This is a genomic window from Tardiphaga sp., assembly GCF_028290495.1.
Lineage (GTDB): Bacteria > Pseudomonadota > Alphaproteobacteria > Rhizobiales > Xanthobacteraceae > Tardiphaga.
The window spans coordinates 1-17,407 of record NZ_JAQGJT010000038.1; the positions used below are offsets into that span (position 1 = coordinate 1).

Sequence of the window (17,407 nt, forward strand, 5' to 3'; positions counted from 1 at the left end):
TGGGCGCGCTGGCGATCCTGACCTTGCGGATGAGCGACCGGGCTTCGCGCGTGATCGCGCTTGCCGTGACGCTCGCCGATTTCGTCCTGTCGCTGTTGCTATGGGCGAATTTCAACACCGGAACGGCTGCGTTCCAATTCGTCGAAACCGCCGATTGGCTGGGCGGCGGCATCGGCTACAAAATGGGCGTCGACGGCATCTCGCTGCTGTTCGTGGTGCTGACGGCGCTGCTGATGCCGATCTGCATCCTCGCCTCGTGGGGGTCGATCCAGACTCGCGTCAAGTCGTACATGATCTTGTTCCTGGTGCTGGAGACGCTGATGATCGGCGTCTTCGTGGCGCTCGATCTCGTGCTGTTCTACCTGTTCTTCGAGGGCGGCCTTATTCCGATGTTCCTCATCATCGGCGTCTGGGGCGGGCCGCGCCGGGTCTATGCGAGCTTCAAGTTCTTCCTCTACACGCTGCTCGGCTCGGTGCTGATGCTGCTTGCGATCATGGCGTTGTACTGGAACGCCGGCACCACCGACATTCCGACCCTGATGCAGACGGCGGTGCCGCGATCCTTGCAGACCTGGGCCTGGCTGGCGTTCTTCGCCTCGTTCGCGGTGAAGATGCCGATGTGGCCAGTGCACACCTGGTTGCCCGATGCGCACGTCGAGGCGCCGACCGCAGGCTCCGTCGTGCTGGCCGCGATCATGCTGAAGATGGGCGGCTACGGCTTCCTGCGCTTCTCGCTGCCGATGTTCCCGGAAGCTTCCGTCTACTTCACGCCGCTGGTGATGACGCTGTCGGTCATCGCCATCGTCTACACCTCGCTGGTGGCGTTGATGCAGGAAGACATCAAGAAGCTGATTGCCTATTCGTCGGTCGCCCACATGGGCTTCGTGACGATGGGGATTTTCGCCGGCAATACCCAGGGTATCGCCGGTGCTGAGTTCCAGATGGTCTCGCACGGCATCGTGTCGGGCGCGCTTTTCCTCTGCGTCGGCGTCGTCTACGACCGGCTGCACACCCGCGAGATCGCGGCCTATGGCGGCCTGGTCAACCGGATGCCGCTCTATGCGATGCTGTTCATGGTGTTTACCATGGCCAATGTCGGTCTGCCCGGCACCTCCGGCTTCGTCGGTGAATTCCTGACGCTGATAGGTACCTTCAAGACTAACATTCCGACCGCCACCATCGCCTCGCTCGGCGTCATCCTGTCGGCTGGCTATGCGCTGTGGCTCTACCGCAAGGTGGTGTTCGGCGCGCTGACCAAGCCGGCTCTGGCGGGCATCAAGGACATCACTTTCCGCGAAGGGCTGCTGCTGGTGCCGCTGGTCATTCTCACCATTTGGTTCGGGGTCTATCCGAAGCCGGTGCTCGACATGTCGGCCGCCTCGGTGCAACTCCTCGTCAACAACTACGCCGCTGCAACATCTGCCGTGAAGGCAGCCGCGCTGCTGCCATGAACGCAGCAGGTCAGGACAACGCGCAATGACTTTTGAGACCGCCGGATATTCACTGCTCCCCGTATTGCCGGAGATTGTGCTGGCCGTGGGGGCCATGGCGCTGCTGATGCTCGGCGCCTATGGCGGACCGAAGACCACGGGCCCGGTGACGGTATTGGCCGTATGCGTGCTGATCGTGGTGGGCATCCTTGAACTGATGCTGCCCGCGGGCAAGCTCGTCACCTTTGGCGGCAGCTTCATCGTCGATGACTTTGCCCGCTTCATGAAGGTGCTGGCGTTGATCGGATCCGGCGTGACGCTGGTCCTGTCGCGTGAATTCCTCGAGCACCAGACCCGTCGCATTTTCGAATATGCGATCCTGGTGCTGCTCTCGACGCTCGGCATGCTGGTGCTGATCTCGGCCGGCGATCTGATCATGCTGTATCTCGGTCTCGAACTGATGAGCCTCGCGCTCTACGTCGTCGCCGCGTCCAACCGCGATAACGCCAAGTCCACCGAAGCCGGTCTGAAGTATTTCGTGCTTGGCGCGCTGTCGTCCGGCATGCTGTTGTATGGCGCCTCGCTGGTCTACGGCTTCACCGGAACCGTGACCTTCAGCGGCATCGCGGCGGCTGCCACCACCGGCAGCGTCGGTCTGGTGTTCGGTCTCGTTTTCCTGCTCGCCGGCCTGTGCTTCAAGGTGTCCGCCGTGCCGTTCCACATGTGGACGCCGGACGTCTATGAGGGCGCGCCGACCCCGGTCACCGCGTTCTTTGCATCGGCCCCGAAGGTCGCAGCGATGGCCGTGTTCACCCGCGTTGCGCTGACGGCGTTCCCCGGCATCCTGCTGCAGTGGCAGCAGGTGGTGGTGTTCGTCTCGATCGCCTCGATGGTGCTAGGTTCGTTCGCCGCGATCGGCCAGACCAACATCAAGCGCCTGATGGCGTACTCCTCGATCGGCCATATGGGCTTTGCGCTGGTCGGCCTCGCCGCCGGCACCGCGGAGGGGGCGCAGGGCGTCCTGGTCTATCTCGCGATCTATGTCGCGATGACGCTCGGCAGCTTCGCGATCATCCTCACCATGAAGCGCAATGGCCAGCCGCTGGAGAAGATCAGCGACTTCGCAGGCCTGTCGCGGACCAATCCGCTGCTGGCGTTCTTCTTTGCGATGTTCCTGTTCTCGCTGGCCGGCATTCCGCCGCTGGCCGGCTTCTTCGCCAAGTTCTACGTCTTCATCGCGGCGATCAAAGCCGGGTTGTTCGTGCTCGCTGTGGTCGGCGTCTTGGCGAGTGTGGTGGGTGCCTATTACTACCTGACCATCGTCAAGCTGATGTATTTCGACGAACCAAAGGGATCGCTCGATCCGATGCGCGTCGAACTGCGCACCGTTCTGGCTGTCGCCGGTATTTTCAACGTGCTGTTCTTCGTCTATCCGAGCCCCTTGGTTCGCGCCGCTTCGTTTGCGGCGAAGTCATTGTTCTAGATGGTATTTTCGCTCGGCCCCCGAGCCTTGGCCGCGGGGACCGGACTCCAGGCATTCGACAGCACCGGTTCAACCAATGTAGAAGCCTTGGACCGCGCCCGCACCGGCGAGCGCGGTCCAATGTGGTTTGTCACATCGCAGCAGACCGCGGGGCGCGGACGACGGCATCGGCCGTGGATAGCGCCGCGCGGAAACCTCGCTTGTTCAGTTCTTGAAGTCATTGACGTGCCGCCCGCCATCGCAGCCACCCTCGGCTTTGCAGCGGGACTGGCACTGGAAGCAGCACTTCGGCGGGTCAGCATGGAGGCGTTGCTGAGATCGCCTGGATCGGAAGATATGAAGTTCGCGCTGAAATGGCCCAACGACGTGCTGGCAGGGCGTTCCAAGCTCGCCGGCATTTTGCTGGAGGCCGAGGCAGTAGCCGATGACCGGCTTGCGGTCGTGGTCGGCATCGGCACCAATGTGGTTGCATTCCCTGAGGGCACGCCGTATCCGGCGACCTCGCTGAACGCGCTTGGCGTTCAGGTCGGCGCCGAGGACCTGTTCAACGCGCTGTCGGACTCATGGGCGGAATATCGCGGCATCTGGGACAACGGCCGCGGCTTTCGTGAAATACGTACATCTTGGCTGGCGCGCGCCGCAGGGCTTGGCGAGCCGGTCTCGATTCAATCAGGTTCATCTATCATTTCAGGCATTTTCGACACCATCGACGAAAGCGGCTGTCTGATCGTCAGTACATCGGACGGCAAACGCATCCCGATTTCTGCCGGAGACGTTCATTTCGGGTCGACCGGGTCGGCAGGAGCAACACAATGACCACCAAGACAGACCAGCTCACATTCGCGCCGCTCGGCGGCGTCGGCCAGATCGGCATGAACCTGTCGATTTACGGCATGGGCCAGCGTGGCAAGCAAGCCTGGCTGGCGGTCGATCTCGGCGTCTATTTCGGCGACGAGGAACATCTGCCGGGTATCGACCTGGTGATGCCCGACGTGCGCTTCCTGGAAAAGGAGCGCAAGAACATCGTCGGCCTGGTTCTGACGCATGCGCATGAGGATCACTTCGGCGCCATCATCGATCTGTGGCCGAAGCTGAAGTGCCCGATCTATGCAACGCAGTTCAGCGCCTCGCTGTTTCAGGCTAAGTGCGCCAGCGAGCGCAACCCGCCGAAAATTCCCGTCACCGTGGTGCCGTCGGGCGGCACCATCGAGCTCGGCCCGTTCAAGGTCGAGTTCATCCCCGTCGCGCATTCGATTCCGGAATCGCACGCGCTGGCGATCCACACCGCCCAGGGCACCGTGCTGCATACTGGCGACTGGAAGATCGATCCGACCCCGATTATCGGCAAGCCGACCGACGAGCGCCGCCTGCGTGAACTCGGCGATGCCGGCGTGCTGGCGCTGGTGGGCGATTCCACCAACGCTGTGCGGGAAGGGCGCTCGCCTTCCGAAATGGAAGTCGCCAAGACCATCACCGAACTGGTGAAGGCCGCCAAGGGCCGCGTCGCCGTCACTACCTTCGCCTCCAACGTGGCGCGTCTACGCGCCGTGGCCGAAGCTGCCGAAGCGTCGGGCCGCGAGGTCGTCGTGGTCGGCCGGGCGATGGAGCGTGTTGTGCAGATCGCGCGCGAGACCGGCTACCTCGAAGGCATCCGCGCCTTCCGCGGCGCCGACATGTATGGCCATTTTCCGCCGGATCGCGTCATCGCTTTGTGCACCGGCAGCCAGGGCGAGCCGCGCGCGGCGTTGTCGCGCATCGCCAATGACGATCATCCGATGGTCACGCTGAATCGCGGCGACACCGTGATCTTCTCGTCGCGCACCATTCCCGGCAACGAGAAGGCTGTCGGCACCATCATCAACGGCCTGATCACCCAGGGCGTCGAAGTCGTCACGGACCGTACCCATCTGGTTCACGTTTCCGGCCATCCGCGCCGCGACGAGTTGCGCGACATGATCTCCTGGGTGCGGCCGCAGCTGCTGATCCCGGTGCATGGCGAGGCGCTGCACCTGCACGAGCACGCCAAGCTGGCGCGCGAATGCGGCGTGCCGCGCACCATGATCGTCAAGAACGGCGATTTGGTCCGGCTGTCGCCGGGCGATGCCGCGGTGATCGAGGAAATTCCGTCCGGCAAGATCTACAAAGACGGGCTGCTTCTGGAAGATTCCAAGTCGCGCGCGGTGTCGGAGCGTCGTCGCCTGGCGATGGCCGGCTGCGCCTTCGTCGGCCTCGCCGTCACCGCCAAGGGCGACCTCGCCGACGAGCCCGCGGTCGATCTGATCGGTATCCCCGAGAAGAATGCCAAGGGCGAGATGATGGACGACATCGTGTTCGACATCGTCGTCAACATCGTCGAGAACCTGCCGAAGGCGCGCAAGCGCGACCCCGATGCGATCGCGGAATCGGTGCGGCGCGCGGTGCGTGCGGCGCTGCAGGAGCAGTGGGGCAAGAAGACGATGTGCTACGTCCACATCATGCAGGTCGAGAAGTAAGGCTACGACGTAACGACAAAAGACAGGGAGGACGACATGCTGGGCCGGCTCAATCACGTCGCGATTGCGGTTGCCGATGCGGAGAAGGCGGCGAAGATCTACGGCACCGCGTTCGGCGCCGAGATCTCCGCCGCAGTGCCGCTGCCCGAGCATGGCGTGATCACGGTGTTCGCCACGCTGCCGAATACCAAGATCGAGTTCATCCAGCCGCTGGGTGACGCTTCGCCGATCGCCAAATTCGTCGAGCGCAATCCCGACGGCGGCATCCATCACCTCTGCTACGAGGTGCCGGACATCCTCGCTGCGCGCGACAGCCTGGTCAGCGAAGGCGCGCGGGTGCTCGGCGACGGCACGCCGAAGATCGGCGCCCACGGCAAGCCGGTGCTGTTCCTGCACCCGAAGGACTTCTCCGGCGCGCTCGTCGAAATCGAACAGTCCTGACGCATGGCCTATGCAATCTCAACCGCGCTTGCGATCTACTTCGTCATCTGGTGGATCGTGCTGTTCTTTACGCTGCCGTTCGGCGTGCGCAGCCAGCATGAAGACGGCGGCGTCGTCGACGGCACCGATCCCGGCGCGCCGGTGCTCGCCCGGATGCGCGGTAAACTGATCTGGACCACGGTGATCTCCGCCGTCGTGTTCGCCATCGGCATGTATGGCTACCGGATGGACTATTTCAACATCGAGCGGCTTTCAAAGTTGATGGGCGTTCCCATCTAAAAGCTGCTAGCGAATCGCCGGTAGAGCGGACGTCGAGGGAGGATATGCGTGAAACGAATTCTGATCTTCCTGCTGCTCGGGCCCGTAGTCGGTTTTTTGGTGTTCCTGTTGCTCCAGGTGTTCGCCGGAAAGGACGTCGGAGGCGCTCAGGGCTTTCTGCTCGGGCTGCCCTTTGCCTTCATTTTTGCGGTGTTACCCTCATTGGCGATGGGGTTTGAGGACCGCTGGCTCGAAGACAAGATCAGCCTGTGGCCGAAGGTTCTTGCCACCGCAGCGGTCGGCTACGGCGGGAGCGTTGCGATGATGGCGGTGTGGACCGCCATGCCGATTACGCTGCCGCAACTGCTCATGTTCGGGATCGTCGGCGCAGTGCAGGGCGCGGTGTGTTCATGGCTGGCGGGCGGCACGTATGACGCCAAGGCCAAATAGGCCATCAGCGGCGCTGATTAATATCGCGCCGCTGCGGTCTTCTCAAAGCCTGCGGAAAATCTCGAAAAAAAAGAGCAGGGCCGCAGCCCTGCTCGGAAAATCGTGTCGACCCTATTTACCCGAATTGTTGGATTTTATCCTTGATTACCGGGTTGACGCTGCTTGAGCGCGCCAGGGCTCCTCCCGAGACTTGGACCACCAGACTTTGTCCTTGCAGACCGCCTGAGCTTTGAGTCGTAGCCGATCTTTTTTTGCTTGTCACCAATTTCAGCATGTCTGTCCAAAATTGAGGCATTCATGAAAATGATGCGCTCCTCGCCATTTCGCGGCCTCACGGCATAGCGTTCAACAGGCCGGCGATATCATTGGGCCCTGCATCGTAATTTCCGGCATGAACTGAATTAAGCCCGCTTTGTCGGCTCAAAGCGGAAGCCCCGGGTTGGGAAGGCTGGGCTGCCGCCCTTGTGTTTTGGCGGCCGATCCGGTTTCACTCGCCAAACTCCTTGTCCCTCCGATTCTTGAGCCTCTCATGCGATTGTCGCGCTATTTTCTGCCCATTCTCAAGGAAACGCCGAAGGACGCGGAGATCGCGTCGCACCGGCTGATGCTGCGCGCGGGCATGATCCGCCAGGAGGCCGCCGGAATTTATGCCTGGTTGCCGCTGGGCCTGCGGGTGCTGCGCAAGATCGAGAAGATCGTGCAGGAAGAGCAGGACCGTGCCGGCTCCATCGAACTGTTGATGCCGACGCTGCAACTCGCCGACCTGTGGCGCGAAAGCGGGCGTTATGAGGCTTACGGTCCGGAGATGCTGCGCATCACCGACCGCCACAAGCGCGAACTTTTGTATGGACCGACCAACGAGGAAATGATCACCGGGATCTTCCGCGCCTATGTGAAGTCCTACAAGAGCCTGCCGCTGAACCTGTATCACATCCAGTGGAAATTCCGCGACGAGCAGCGCCCGCGCTTCGGCGTGATGCGCGGCCGCGAATTCCTGATGAAAGACGGCTACTCGTTCGACGTCGACGAAGCCGCGGCGCTGCGCACTTACAACCGGATGTTCGTCGCTTACCTGCGGACCTTTGCGCGGATGGGCATCAAGGCGATCCCGATGCGCGCCGAGACCGGCCCGATCGGTGGCGATCACAGCCACGAGTTCATTCTGCTGGCGGAGACCGGCGAGTCCGCCGTGTACTGCAACAAGGACGTGCTTGACCTGCCGGTGCCCGGCGATGACATCGACTATGACGCCGATCTCACCGACATCATCACGCAGTGGACCACGGTGTACGCCGCCACCGAGGACGTTCATGACGCCGAGCGCTATGCGCGCGAAGTGCCGGCCGAGAAGCAGGTCCATACCCGCGGCATCGAGGTCGGGCAGATCTTCTACTTCGGCACCAAGTACTCGGAGTCGATGCAGGCGCTGGTGACCGGCCCGGAGGGGACGGTTCAGCCGATCCATGGCGGCTCCTACGGCGTCGGCGTGTCGCGGCTGGTCGGCGCGATCATCGAGGCCTGCCACGACGAGAACGGCATCAAGTGGCCGGAGGCGGTGGCGCCGTTCAAGGTGGTCATCCTCAACCTGAAGCAGGGCGCGCCCGACACCGACGCCGCCTGCGAGGCGCTGTACAGCGAGCTTAACGCGAAGGGCGTAGAGGTGCTTTACGACGACACCGACCAGCGCGCGGGCGCCAAGTTCGCCGCCGCCGACCTGATCGGCGTGCCCTGGCAGATTCTGGTCGGTCCGAAGGGGCTGGCCGAGGGCAAGGTTGAGATGAAGCGGCGCAGCGACGGTTCGCGCGAGAACCTCAGCGCGGCCGAGGCCGTCGCAAAGCTGACGTCCTGACAACTTATCCACCGCGTGGTCGGCGCGGTGCCGACGATGCGGCTAGAATAAGCCCGAATCCCATGCGATTCGCAGGACGGATGAAGTCATGAGCGAGCCAGTTCGAACCCCACCGTTTGCGGCCTTCGAATGGCTGTTGTCCGGCCGTTACTTGCGCGCGCGCCGCAAGGAGGGCTTCATCTCGGTGATCGCCGGCTTCTCGTTCCTCGGCATCATGCTGGGCGTGGCCACGCTGATCATCGTGATGGCCGTGATGAACGGCTTCCGCAAAGAGCTGCTCGACAAGATACTCGGACTGAACGGCCATCTGCTGGTGCAGCCGCTGGAAAGCCCGCTGACCGACTGGAAGGACGTCGCCGACCGTATCAACGGCGTCAAAGGCATCCGGCTGGCAGCGCCCGTGGTGGATGGCCAGGCGCTGGCGTCGTCGCCGTTCAATGCCTCAGGCGTGTTCGTGCGCGGCATCCGCTCGGCGGACCTGAACAACCTCACCTCGATCGCTAAGAACATCAAGCAAGGCACGCTGGAGAACTTCGACGAGGGGCAGGGCGTCGCGATCGGCCGCAGGCTCGCCGACCAGCTCTCCGTCCATGCCGGCGACAATATTACGCTGGTCGCGCCGCGCGGCGCCGTGACGCCGATGGGCACCACGCCGCGGATCAAGCCCTACCGCATCGCCGCGGTGTTCGAGATCGGCATGTCGGAATATGACGGCACCTTCGTGTTCATGCCGCTGGCCGAAGCACAGGCCTATTTCAATCGCGCCTCCGACGTCACCTCGATCGAGGTCTACACCGACAATCCCGACAAGATCGAAGCCTACCGCAAGCTGGTCACCGAGGCCGCGGGACGCCCGGTGTTCCTGGTCGACTGGCGGCAGCGCAACGCGACCTTCTTCAACGCGCTGCAGGTCGAGCGCAACGTGATGTTCCTGATCCTGACCTTGATCGTGCTGGTGGCGGCGCTGAACATCGTGTCCGGTCTGATCATGCTGGTGAAGGACAAGGGCAGCGACATCGCCATCCTGCGCACCATGGGCGCCTCGCAGGGCTCGATCATGCGGATATTCCTGATCACCGGGGCGGCGATTGGTGTGGTGGGCACGCTGACCGGCTTCGTGGTCGGACTCGTCGTCTGCCTCAACATCGAGTCGATCCGGCAGTTCATCTCGTGGATGACCTCGACCGAGCTGTTTTCGCCGGAGCTGTATTTCCTCTCCAAGCTGCCCGCCGACGTCGATATCGGCGAGACCAGCGCAGTGGTGATCATGGCGTTGACGCTGTCGTTCCTCGCCACCCTGTATCCGTCGTGGCGCGCAGCGCGCCTCGATCCCGTGGAAGCGCTAAGGTACGAGTAGAGATGACTGATATGGCGCAGCCCGGCGAAGAAGTCCCGGTCGTTTACCTGCACGACATCAAGCGGCAATACACCCAGGGCGCAACGGTGCTGAGCATCCTCGACGGCGCCAAGCTGGCGCTGTGGGCCGGCCAGTCGGTCGCGCTGGTGGCGCCCTCCGGCTCCGGCAAATCGACGCTGCTGCACATCGCCGGCCTGCTGGAAAGTCCCGACGAGGGCGAGGTCTATGTCGGCGGCACCGCGACGTCCGGCCTGTCGGACGCCGAACGCACCCAGATCCGCCGCACCGATATCGGCTTCGTCTACCAGTCGCACCGCCTGCTGCCGGAATTCACGGCGCTGGAAAACGTGATGATGCCGCAGTTGATCCGGGGCCTGAAGCGCTCCGAAACGATCGTGCGTGCGAAGGAGATCCTGGCCTATCTCGGCCTCGGCGAGCGCATCACGCACCGGCCCTCTGAACTGTCTGGCGGCGAGCAGCAGCGCGTCGCCATTGCGCGCGCCGTCGCCAACGCGCCACGCGTGCTGTTTGCCGACGAGCCGACCGGCAACCTCGATCCGCATACCGCGGATCACGTCTTCAAGGCACTGATGCAGCTGGTCAAGGCGACAAGGGTGGCGATGCTGATCGCGACCCACAACATGGAGCTGGCCGGCCGCATGGACCGCCGCGTGTCGCTGGAAAACGGCAAGGTCATCGAACTGGCGTAACCGGCCCGATCCGGGCCGGTTCAACGCGCATCACATCTCAATCGTCGTAACGGTCGCGGTTGCGCTGACGGCGGCGCGGCGCCGGCTCGTCGATGTAGCGCTGCTGGCGATAGGCCATCGCCGGGTTCTGGAAGCAGCTCTGACCGAGGCCCGATGCCGAGGCCATGCACTGCGCATAGGTCGTGAACCTGCAATCGTCCTGATCGAACCGTGTGCGCATGCAGATCGGGTAGTCGCGGGCTTCGGCCGGGACAATGTCGATGGCCGTCAGGGTGCCGATAGCCATCAGGGCGAACAGGGCTTTGCGCATCGATTGTCTCCTGCCGACTCGGTCGCCGGCGCGTGTGGGTTCGGAGCCGCACCAAACCGCCGCGGCGGGCGTTCGTCAACTCGTTCGGGGCAGGCAGATTCGACCCGGGACGTCCGAAAACAGGGGCCGTCAGGCAGGCTGAGGCCGAGCCGTGATCTTTCCTGGCATGGCTAGCGGTGCGTAAGGATCGATCCGTAAAATTTGAGCGTTTCTGGAAGCAATCTGTTCAGCATAGACACGAACAACTTTAATGACCCGGCAGGTCTGAAAATGCCGCTCGCACCTCTGGTTTCTGGCGCTGTTGCGCCGGATGGGAAACGGAGAATCGGCGTGTTGACGGCGCTGTGGATTCAAATTGCCCTGTTTTTGTGTCCGTCGCCTATGTCGGGATTTGCCTGTGTGTCAGCGCGAGGCTGCGCAATCCCAGTGAGCACTGATCATCGCAACGGCCGCCTTGGCCGGGGGCATTAACCAACATCGATAGTTAGCGGGGAATTTGCCGGACGCCGGTCGCGCCAAACTTGACTACAGAACAAAAGAAGAACTATGTTCTCTGTACGTTCTAGAGATCACGGAGGCTGACATGTTGAAGACTTTCGTTGAAGAGGCTGCCGCTTTGGCGTCGATCGTTCTGTTCGTGGGTATGATCGCGGTGTGGGCGCAGTTGATCCCCCAGCTCTGAGCCTGGCCCGTTTCGCCGGCGGGAGCGCCGGCGACGGGATATCGGGGACGCTTTCCGGATCACGTGCGTTTCGCGTGGACAGCCCCCGGCCCAGGCATCACCATGGGGTGGCGAGTCGATCCTTGGGTCGCCGCAATTCCTCAAGTCGATGATTGCCTGACGCCATGAGTTCAAGACCCGCAGCCGTGTCCAATGCCGGTTTTATCCACCTGCATACCCATTCGGCCTATTCGCTGCTGAAGGGCTCGATCAAGGTCCAGAAGCTGGCGGAACTGGCCAAGGCCGACCACCAGCCGGCGCTGGCGCTGACCGACACCGACAACATGTTTGGCGCGCTGGAATTTTCCGACAAGCTCGCCGGCTACGGCATCCAGCCGATCGTCGGCTGCGAGATCGCGGTCGACTTCGGTGACCAGGATCCCAGCGCCCGCAACTCGCTCAATGCGGTGCCGGCGCGGATGGTGTTCCTGGCGGCGCGCGAGCGCGGCTATCGCAGCCTGATGAAGCTGAATTCGCGCGCTTTCCTGGAAACCCCGATCCATCAGACGCCGCATATCAAGTTCGATTGGCTGCTCGAGGAGGCCGAGGATCTCATCGCGCTGACCGGCGGACCCGAGGGCCCGATCGCGCTGGCGATCAATGCCGATCAGGCGGCGCTGGCCGCCACCCGCTGCGACCGTCTTGGCCATCTGTTTGGTGACCGGCTCTACATCGAGCTGCAGCGCCACGGCGTGGAGAAGGAGCGCCGCGCCGAGGCTGGTCTGATCGATCTGGCCTACGCCAAGGGCTTTCCGCTGGTCGCCACCAACGAACCGTATTTCGCCGCGGCTGACGATCACGAGGCCCATGACGCGCTGCTGTGCATCGCCGGTGGCAAGATGATCGCCGACACCGAGCGCGAACAGCTGACGCCGGAGCACCGCTTCAAGACCCGCTCGGAGATGGCGGTGCTGTTCGCTGACCTGCCGGAAGCATTGGCCTCCACCGTGGAGATCGCCGAGCGCTGCTCGTTCCGGCCACGCACCCGCAAACCGATTCTGCCGCGCTTCACCGTCGGCGCCTCGTCCAATGCCGCTGACGCCGAGAGCGAGGAAGCCGAAGAGCTGAAGCGCCAGGCACAAGAGGGGCTGACGCAGCGCCTCAAGGTGCACGGCGTGTCGCTGGGCATGACCGAGGAAGACTACCGCGCACGGCTCGACTTCGAGCTCAACGTCATCAACCGGATGAACTACGCCGGCTACTTCCTGATCGTGGCCGACTTCATCAAATGGGCCAAGCAACAGGGCATTCCGGTCGGGCCGGGCCGAGGCTCGGGCGCGGGCTCGCTGGTCGCCTACGTGTTGACTATCACCGATCTCGATCCGATCCGGTTCGGCCTGCTGTTTGAGCGCTTCCTCAATCCGGAACGCGTCTCGATGCCCGACTTCGACATCGATTTCTGTCAGGAGCGCCGCGGCGAGGTCATCACCTACGTGCAGCAGCGCTACGGCCGCGATCAGGTCGCGCAGATCATCACCTTCGGTACGTTGCAGGCGCGCGGCGTGCTGCGCGACGTCGGCCGCGTGCTGCAAATGCCCTATGGCCAGGTCGACAAGCTCACCAAGCTGGTGCCGCAGAATCCGGCGGCGCCGGTGACGCTGGCGGAGGCGATCGAGTCGGAGCCGAAGCTGAAGGAGTTTCGCGACGAGGACCCGGTGGTGGCGCGCGCTTTCAACATCGCGCTGCGGCTGGAAGGCCTGACGCGCCACGCCTCGACGCACGCCGCCGGCATCGTGATCGGCGACCGCCCGCTGTCGCAGCTGGTGCCGATGTATCGCGATCCGAAATCCGACATGCCGGTCACCCAGTTCAACATGAAATGGGTCGAGCCCGCGGGCCTGGTGAAGTTCGACTTCCTCGGCCTGAAGACGCTAACCGTGCTCGACGTTGCCGTGAAGCTGCTGAAGCAGCGCAACATCCATGTCGATCTCACCACGCTGCCGCTCGATGACGCCAAGAGTTACGAGATGCTGGCGCGGGGCGACGTGGTCGGCGTGTTCCAGCTGGAAAGCCAGGGCATGCGGCGCGCGCTGGTCGACATGCGCCCGGACAGGTTCGAGGACATCATCGCGCTGGTGGCTTTGTATCGACCGGGCCCGATGGCCAACATCCCGACCTACTGCGCACGAAAACATGGCGACGAGGAATCGGAATACCTGCATCCGATGCTGGAGCCGATCCTCAAGGAAACCTACGGCGTCATCATCTACCAGGAGCAGGTGATGCAGATCGCCCAGGTGATGGCCGGCTACTCGCTCGGCGACGCAGATCTGTTGCGCCGGGCGATGGGTAAGAAGATCCGCGCCGAAATGGAAAAGCAGCGCGCGATCTTCGTCGCGGGCTCGGTTAAGAACGGCGTCGGCAAGGAACAGGCTGACACCATCTTCGACTTGCTCGCCAAGTTCGCCGACTACGGATTCAACAAGAGCCACGCAGCGGCTTACGCGCTGGTGTCGTATCACACCGCCTATATGAAGGCGCATTACCCCGTCGAGTTCATCGCGGCGTCTATGACGCTGGAAATGAGCAACACCGACAAACTGTCGGAATTCCGCGCCGAGGCGCAGCGGCAGGGCATCAAGGTCGAGGCGCCGAACATCAACCGTTCCGCTGCCACCTTCGAGGTCGCCGAGAACACCATCTTCTATGCGCTGGCAGGCCTCAAGGGCGTCGGCTCCGCCGCGGTCGATCTGCTCGTCGCGGAGCGCCAGAACGGGCTGTTCACCTCGCTGGCGGACTTTGCGTCTCGCGCCAATCCGCGCGCCATCAACAAGCGCGTCATCGAGTGCCTCTCCGCGGCCGGTGCCTTCGATACGCTGGATTCCAACCGCGCCCGGGTGTTCGGCGGGGCCGAGGCGATCCTCGCGGCCTGCCAGCGCGCCCACGAAGCTTCGACGGTCGGCCAGAACGACATGTTCGGTGGGGCGGCGGATGCGCCGACCATCATGCTGCCGCAGATCGACAACTGGCTGCCGGCCGAGAAGCTGCGCCGAGAATATGACGCGATCGGCTTCTTCCTGTCCGGCCATCCGCTCGACGACTATGCCGTGGTGCTGAAGCGGCTGCGGGTGCAGAGCTGGGCCGAGTTCTGCCGCGCCGTGAAGTCGGGCGCCACCGCCGGCCGCGTCGCCGCCACCGTGGTGACGCGGATGGAGCGGCGCACCAAGACCGGCAACAAGATGGGCATCATGGGCCTGTCCGACCCCACGGGCCATTTCGAGGCGGTGCTGTTCTCGGAGGGGCTGGCGCAGTACCGCGAGGTACTGGAGCCGGGTGCCGCCGTGCTGCTGCAGCTCGGTGCCGAACTGCAGGGCGAGGACGTCCGCGCCCGTGTGCTGCATGCTGAGCCGCTCGATGCCGCCGCCGCCAAGACCCAGAAGGGGCTGCGGATCTTCCTGCGCGACACCAAGCCGCTCGATTCGATCGTCAAGCGCCTGCAGGGCCCGGATGCGCCCACTGCGAATACCGGCCGCGGCGCGCCGCCGCCCAAGCCCACGGCGCCGAGCGGCGGGGTAGGCGAAGGCGATGTCTCCGTGGTGATGATGCTGAACCTGGAAACCGAGGTGGAGATGAAGCTCCCCGGCCGGTTCCGCATCTCGCCGCAGATCGCCGGCGCCATCAAGGCGGTGACCGGGGTGGTGCAGGTCGAGATGCTGTGAGGGCCGGGCAGGCCGATTAATTCGGCGTTGCCGGTCGGAAGTGGCCGGTTTGCCTTGCTTATCCCGGGAATCCGGCTATATACCGCGCCATCTCACACGGAAGCATGGCTTAACCGCCGTCCGGTGGCATTCCGGCCCCACTGCAGATTCCCTGCACAAACGCTTGATTGCTCACACGCTTCCGGAGGAAACAACCGGAGAATTAGAACTATGGCGATCCCTGAATTTTCTATGCGTCAGCTCCTCGAAGCCGGCGTCCACTTTGGCCACCAGTCGCACCGCTGGAACCCGAAGATGGCTGACTACATCTTCGGCGCGCGCAACAACATCCACATCATCGATCTCGCCCAGACCGTGCCGCTGCTTCATCGCGCGCTGCAGGCTGTCAGCGACACCGTCGCCAAGGGCGGCCGCATCCTGTTCGTCGGCACCAAGCGCCAGGCGCAGGACGTCGTCGCGGAAGCCGCGAAGCGTTCGGCGATGTACTTCGTCAACTCGCGCTGGCTCGGCGGCACGCTGACCAACTGGAAGACCATTTCCGGTTCGATCAAGCGCCTGCGTCACCTCGATGAAGTGCTCAATTCGGGCGATGCCAGCGCCTACACCAAGAAGGAGCGCCTGACGCTGCAGCGCGAGCGCGACAAGCTCGACCGTTCGCTCGGCGGCATCAAGGACATGGGCGGCCTCCCCGACCTGATCTTCGTGATCGACACCAACAAGGAAGACATCGCGATCCAGGAGGCCCAGCGTCTGGGCATCCCGGTGGCGGCGATCGTCGACACCAACGCGGACCCCAAGGGCATCACCTACGTGGTCCCGGGCAATGACGACGCTGGCCGTGCGCTGACGCTGTATTGCGACCTGATCGCCCGCGCTGTCATCGACGGCATCTCGCGCGCCCAGGGCGATTCCGGCTACGACATCGGCGCTTCCTCCGCTCCGGTTCCGGAAGCGATTGCAGCTCCGGAAGTTGGCTTCCAGGGTCTCGCAGGTCCGCGCGGCACCGCCGACGACCTCAAGAAGCTCACCGGCGTGTCCGGCGAGATCGAGAAGAAGTTCAACGACCTCGGCATCTTCCACTTCTGGCAGCTGGCCGAACTCGATCACGACAACGCGCACAAGATCGGCGAAGAAGTCGGCCTGCCGACCCGTGCCGATGGCTGGGTGGCTCAGGCCAAGGCGATGACGGCGGAAGCCGAGTAACGCGAAGGTGTGATCCCGGCGGCCGGTTTTCCGGCCCCGGTCCGATCAAGCCGGACCATAGTGTGCAGTGTGGCCGGTAATCCGGCCACACTTTTCAATTCGACCTCCTCACGATGATGGTTCCTGTGGCAAAGCGTGGCGTGCAGCATTGGCTGCGCTGCGCTCGCCCCGGCAGGCAAAGGGTTCAACGATGGCAACGATTACTGCAGCGATGGTCAAGGACCTCCGCGAGACCACCGGCGTCGGCATGATGGACTGCAAGAATGCACTGGCCGCCAATGACGGCGACATGCAGGCTTCAATCGACTGGCTGCGCAAGAAGGGCCTCTCCAAGGCCGCCAAGAAGGCTGACCGCGTCGCCGCGGAAGGCCTGATCGGCCTCATCACCGCCGGCGCCAAGGGCGTCGTCGTCGAAGTCAATTCCGAGACCGATTTCGTTGCCCGCAACGAGCAGTTCCAGGGCTTGGTCAAGATGGTTGCGCAGGTAGCACTGCGCGTCGGCGCCGACATTGAGGTGATCAAGGCTGCAAAGGTCGGCGACTTCACCGTCGAGACCGCAATTTCGGACGCGATCGCCTCGGCGATCGTCATCGAACCGGCCTTGGCGGCCAGAATCTTCTCGACATCGCCGCCGACGCGAAGCGCGACATCGGCGATCATCCTGACCAGACCCTGGAAGTGATCATTGCGCGCCACGAAGTCGGTCTCGGAATTGACCTCGACCACGACGCCCTTGTGACCGGCGCGCAGCACGCCGATCAGGCCCTCGGCGGCAACGCGGCCGGCCTTCTTGGCGGCCTTCGCGAGACCTTTCTTGCGCAGCCAGTCGACCGCGCCTTCCATGTCGCCGCTCGTCTCGCCGAGGGCGGCCTTGCAGTCCATCATGCCCGCGCCGGTCGACTCGCGCAGGTCCTTGACCATCGCCGCTGTGATTGTTGTCATTGCTGAACGTCCTTTGCCTGTCAGGGCGAACGCGAAGCGCGCTTCTCGCCGCTTCGCCGCCTCCACCATCAGGAACCGAGATACTGATAAAGTGGTGACCGG

At 63.5% G+C, this 17,407-nt stretch carries 14 protein-coding genes and 2 pseudogenes; 14 read left to right on the forward strand and 2 right to left on the reverse strand.

The window, feature by feature from the left end:
* The 10 genes from JWQ24_RS06665 to JWQ24_RS06710 form a co-directional block, all read left to right on the forward strand.
* Positions 1–1,451 (forward strand): NADH-quinone oxidoreductase subunit M (locus JWQ24_RS06665; RefSeq protein ID WP_299805903.1); only part of this gene is annotated, 1,451 nt, incomplete at its 5' end.
* Between the two features lie 25 nt (positions 1,452–1,476).
* A complete protein-coding gene (gene nuoN, locus JWQ24_RS06670) occupies positions 1,477–2,913 on the forward strand; it encodes an NADH-quinone oxidoreductase subunit NuoN (RefSeq protein WP_299805905.1) in 1,437 nt (478 codons plus the stop codon).
* The gene (locus JWQ24_RS06675) at positions 2,914–3,729 is read left to right on the forward strand and encodes a biotin--[acetyl-CoA-carboxylase] ligase (RefSeq protein WP_299805907.1); all 816 of its coding nucleotides are present in this window, start codon (positions 2,914–2,916) and stop codon (positions 3,727–3,729) included.
* Positions 3,726–5,405: a ribonuclease J gene (locus JWQ24_RS06680; protein WP_299805909.1), complete on the forward strand. Its 1,680-nt coding sequence runs from the start codon at positions 3,726–3,728 to the stop codon at positions 5,403–5,405. Before JWQ24_RS06675 ends, JWQ24_RS06680 begins: the two co-directional genes overlap by 4 nt.
* Before the next feature lie 36 nt (positions 5,406–5,441).
* Positions 5,442–5,846: a methylmalonyl-CoA epimerase gene (gene mce / locus JWQ24_RS06685; RefSeq protein WP_299805911.1), complete on the forward strand. Its 405-nt coding sequence runs from the start codon at positions 5,442–5,444 to the stop codon at positions 5,844–5,846.
* A gap of 3 nt (positions 5,847–5,849) precedes the next feature.
* Entirely contained in the window at positions 5,850–6,125 is a 276-nt protein-coding gene (locus JWQ24_RS06690) for a DUF1467 family protein (RefSeq protein WP_299805913.1), read from the forward strand.
* Positions 6,126–6,173: 48 nt separating this feature from the next.
* On the forward strand, positions 6,174–6,554 hold the full coding sequence (locus tag JWQ24_RS06695; RefSeq protein ID WP_299805915.1) for a hypothetical protein: 381 nt from the start codon (positions 6,174–6,176) through the stop codon (positions 6,552–6,554).
* A 529-nt stretch (positions 6,555–7,083) separates the two neighbouring features.
* On the forward strand, positions 7,084–8,403 hold the full coding sequence (gene proS, locus JWQ24_RS06700; protein WP_299805936.1) for a proline--tRNA ligase: 1,320 nt from the start codon (positions 7,084–7,086) through the stop codon (positions 8,401–8,403).
* A gap of 88 nt (positions 8,404–8,491) precedes the next feature.
* Positions 8,492–9,760, forward strand: a complete 1,269-nt coding sequence (locus tag JWQ24_RS06705) for a lipoprotein-releasing ABC transporter permease subunit (RefSeq protein ID WP_299805938.1) — start codon at positions 8,492–8,494, stop codon at positions 9,758–9,760.
* An 11-nt stretch (positions 9,761–9,771) separates the two neighbouring features.
* Entirely contained in the window at positions 9,772–10,470 is a 699-nt protein-coding gene (locus JWQ24_RS06710; RefSeq protein WP_299805946.1) for an ABC transporter ATP-binding protein, read from the forward strand.
* A gap of 37 nt (positions 10,471–10,507) precedes the next feature.
* Here JWQ24_RS06710 and JWQ24_RS06715 read toward each other — a convergent pair whose 3' ends face one another.
* On the reverse strand, positions 10,508–10,780 hold the full coding sequence (locus tag JWQ24_RS06715) for a DUF3551 domain-containing protein (RefSeq protein WP_299805940.1): 273 nt from the start codon (positions 10,778–10,780) through the stop codon (positions 10,508–10,510).
* Positions 10,781–11,647: 867 nt separating this feature from the next.
* On the opposite strand from JWQ24_RS06715, the gene dnaE reads away from it, so the two are divergent.
* The 3 genes and pseudogenes from dnaE to tsf (JWQ24_RS06730) form a co-directional block, all read left to right on the forward strand.
* On the forward strand, positions 11,648–15,160 hold the full coding sequence (dnaE, locus tag JWQ24_RS06720) for a DNA polymerase III subunit alpha (RefSeq protein WP_299805948.1): 3,513 nt from the start codon (positions 11,648–11,650) through the stop codon (positions 15,158–15,160).
* Between the two features lie 210 nt (positions 15,161–15,370).
* Complete coding sequence (locus JWQ24_RS06725; RefSeq protein WP_299805942.1) at positions 15,371–16,363, forward strand: 30S ribosomal protein S2; 993 nt, start codon at positions 15,371–15,373, stop codon at positions 16,361–16,363.
* Positions 16,364–16,553: 190 nt separating this feature from the next.
* Positions 16,554–16,943, forward strand: a pseudogene (gene tsf / locus JWQ24_RS06730) (translation elongation factor Ts); the annotation flags it as partial.
* Here tsf (JWQ24_RS06730) and tsf (JWQ24_RS06735) read toward each other — a convergent pair.
* Positions 16,919–17,284: pseudogene (gene tsf, locus JWQ24_RS06735) on the reverse strand (translation elongation factor Ts); the annotation flags it as partial. The pseudogenes tsf (JWQ24_RS06730) and tsf (JWQ24_RS06735) sit on opposite strands and share 25 nt — an antisense overlap.
* On the opposite strand from tsf (JWQ24_RS06735), the gene JWQ24_RS06740 reads away from it, so the two are divergent.
* Positions 17,205–17,407 (forward strand): hypothetical protein (locus JWQ24_RS06740; RefSeq protein ID WP_299805944.1); only part of this gene is annotated, 203 nt, incomplete at its 3' end. The pseudogene tsf (JWQ24_RS06735) and the gene JWQ24_RS06740 overlap by 80 nt on opposite strands.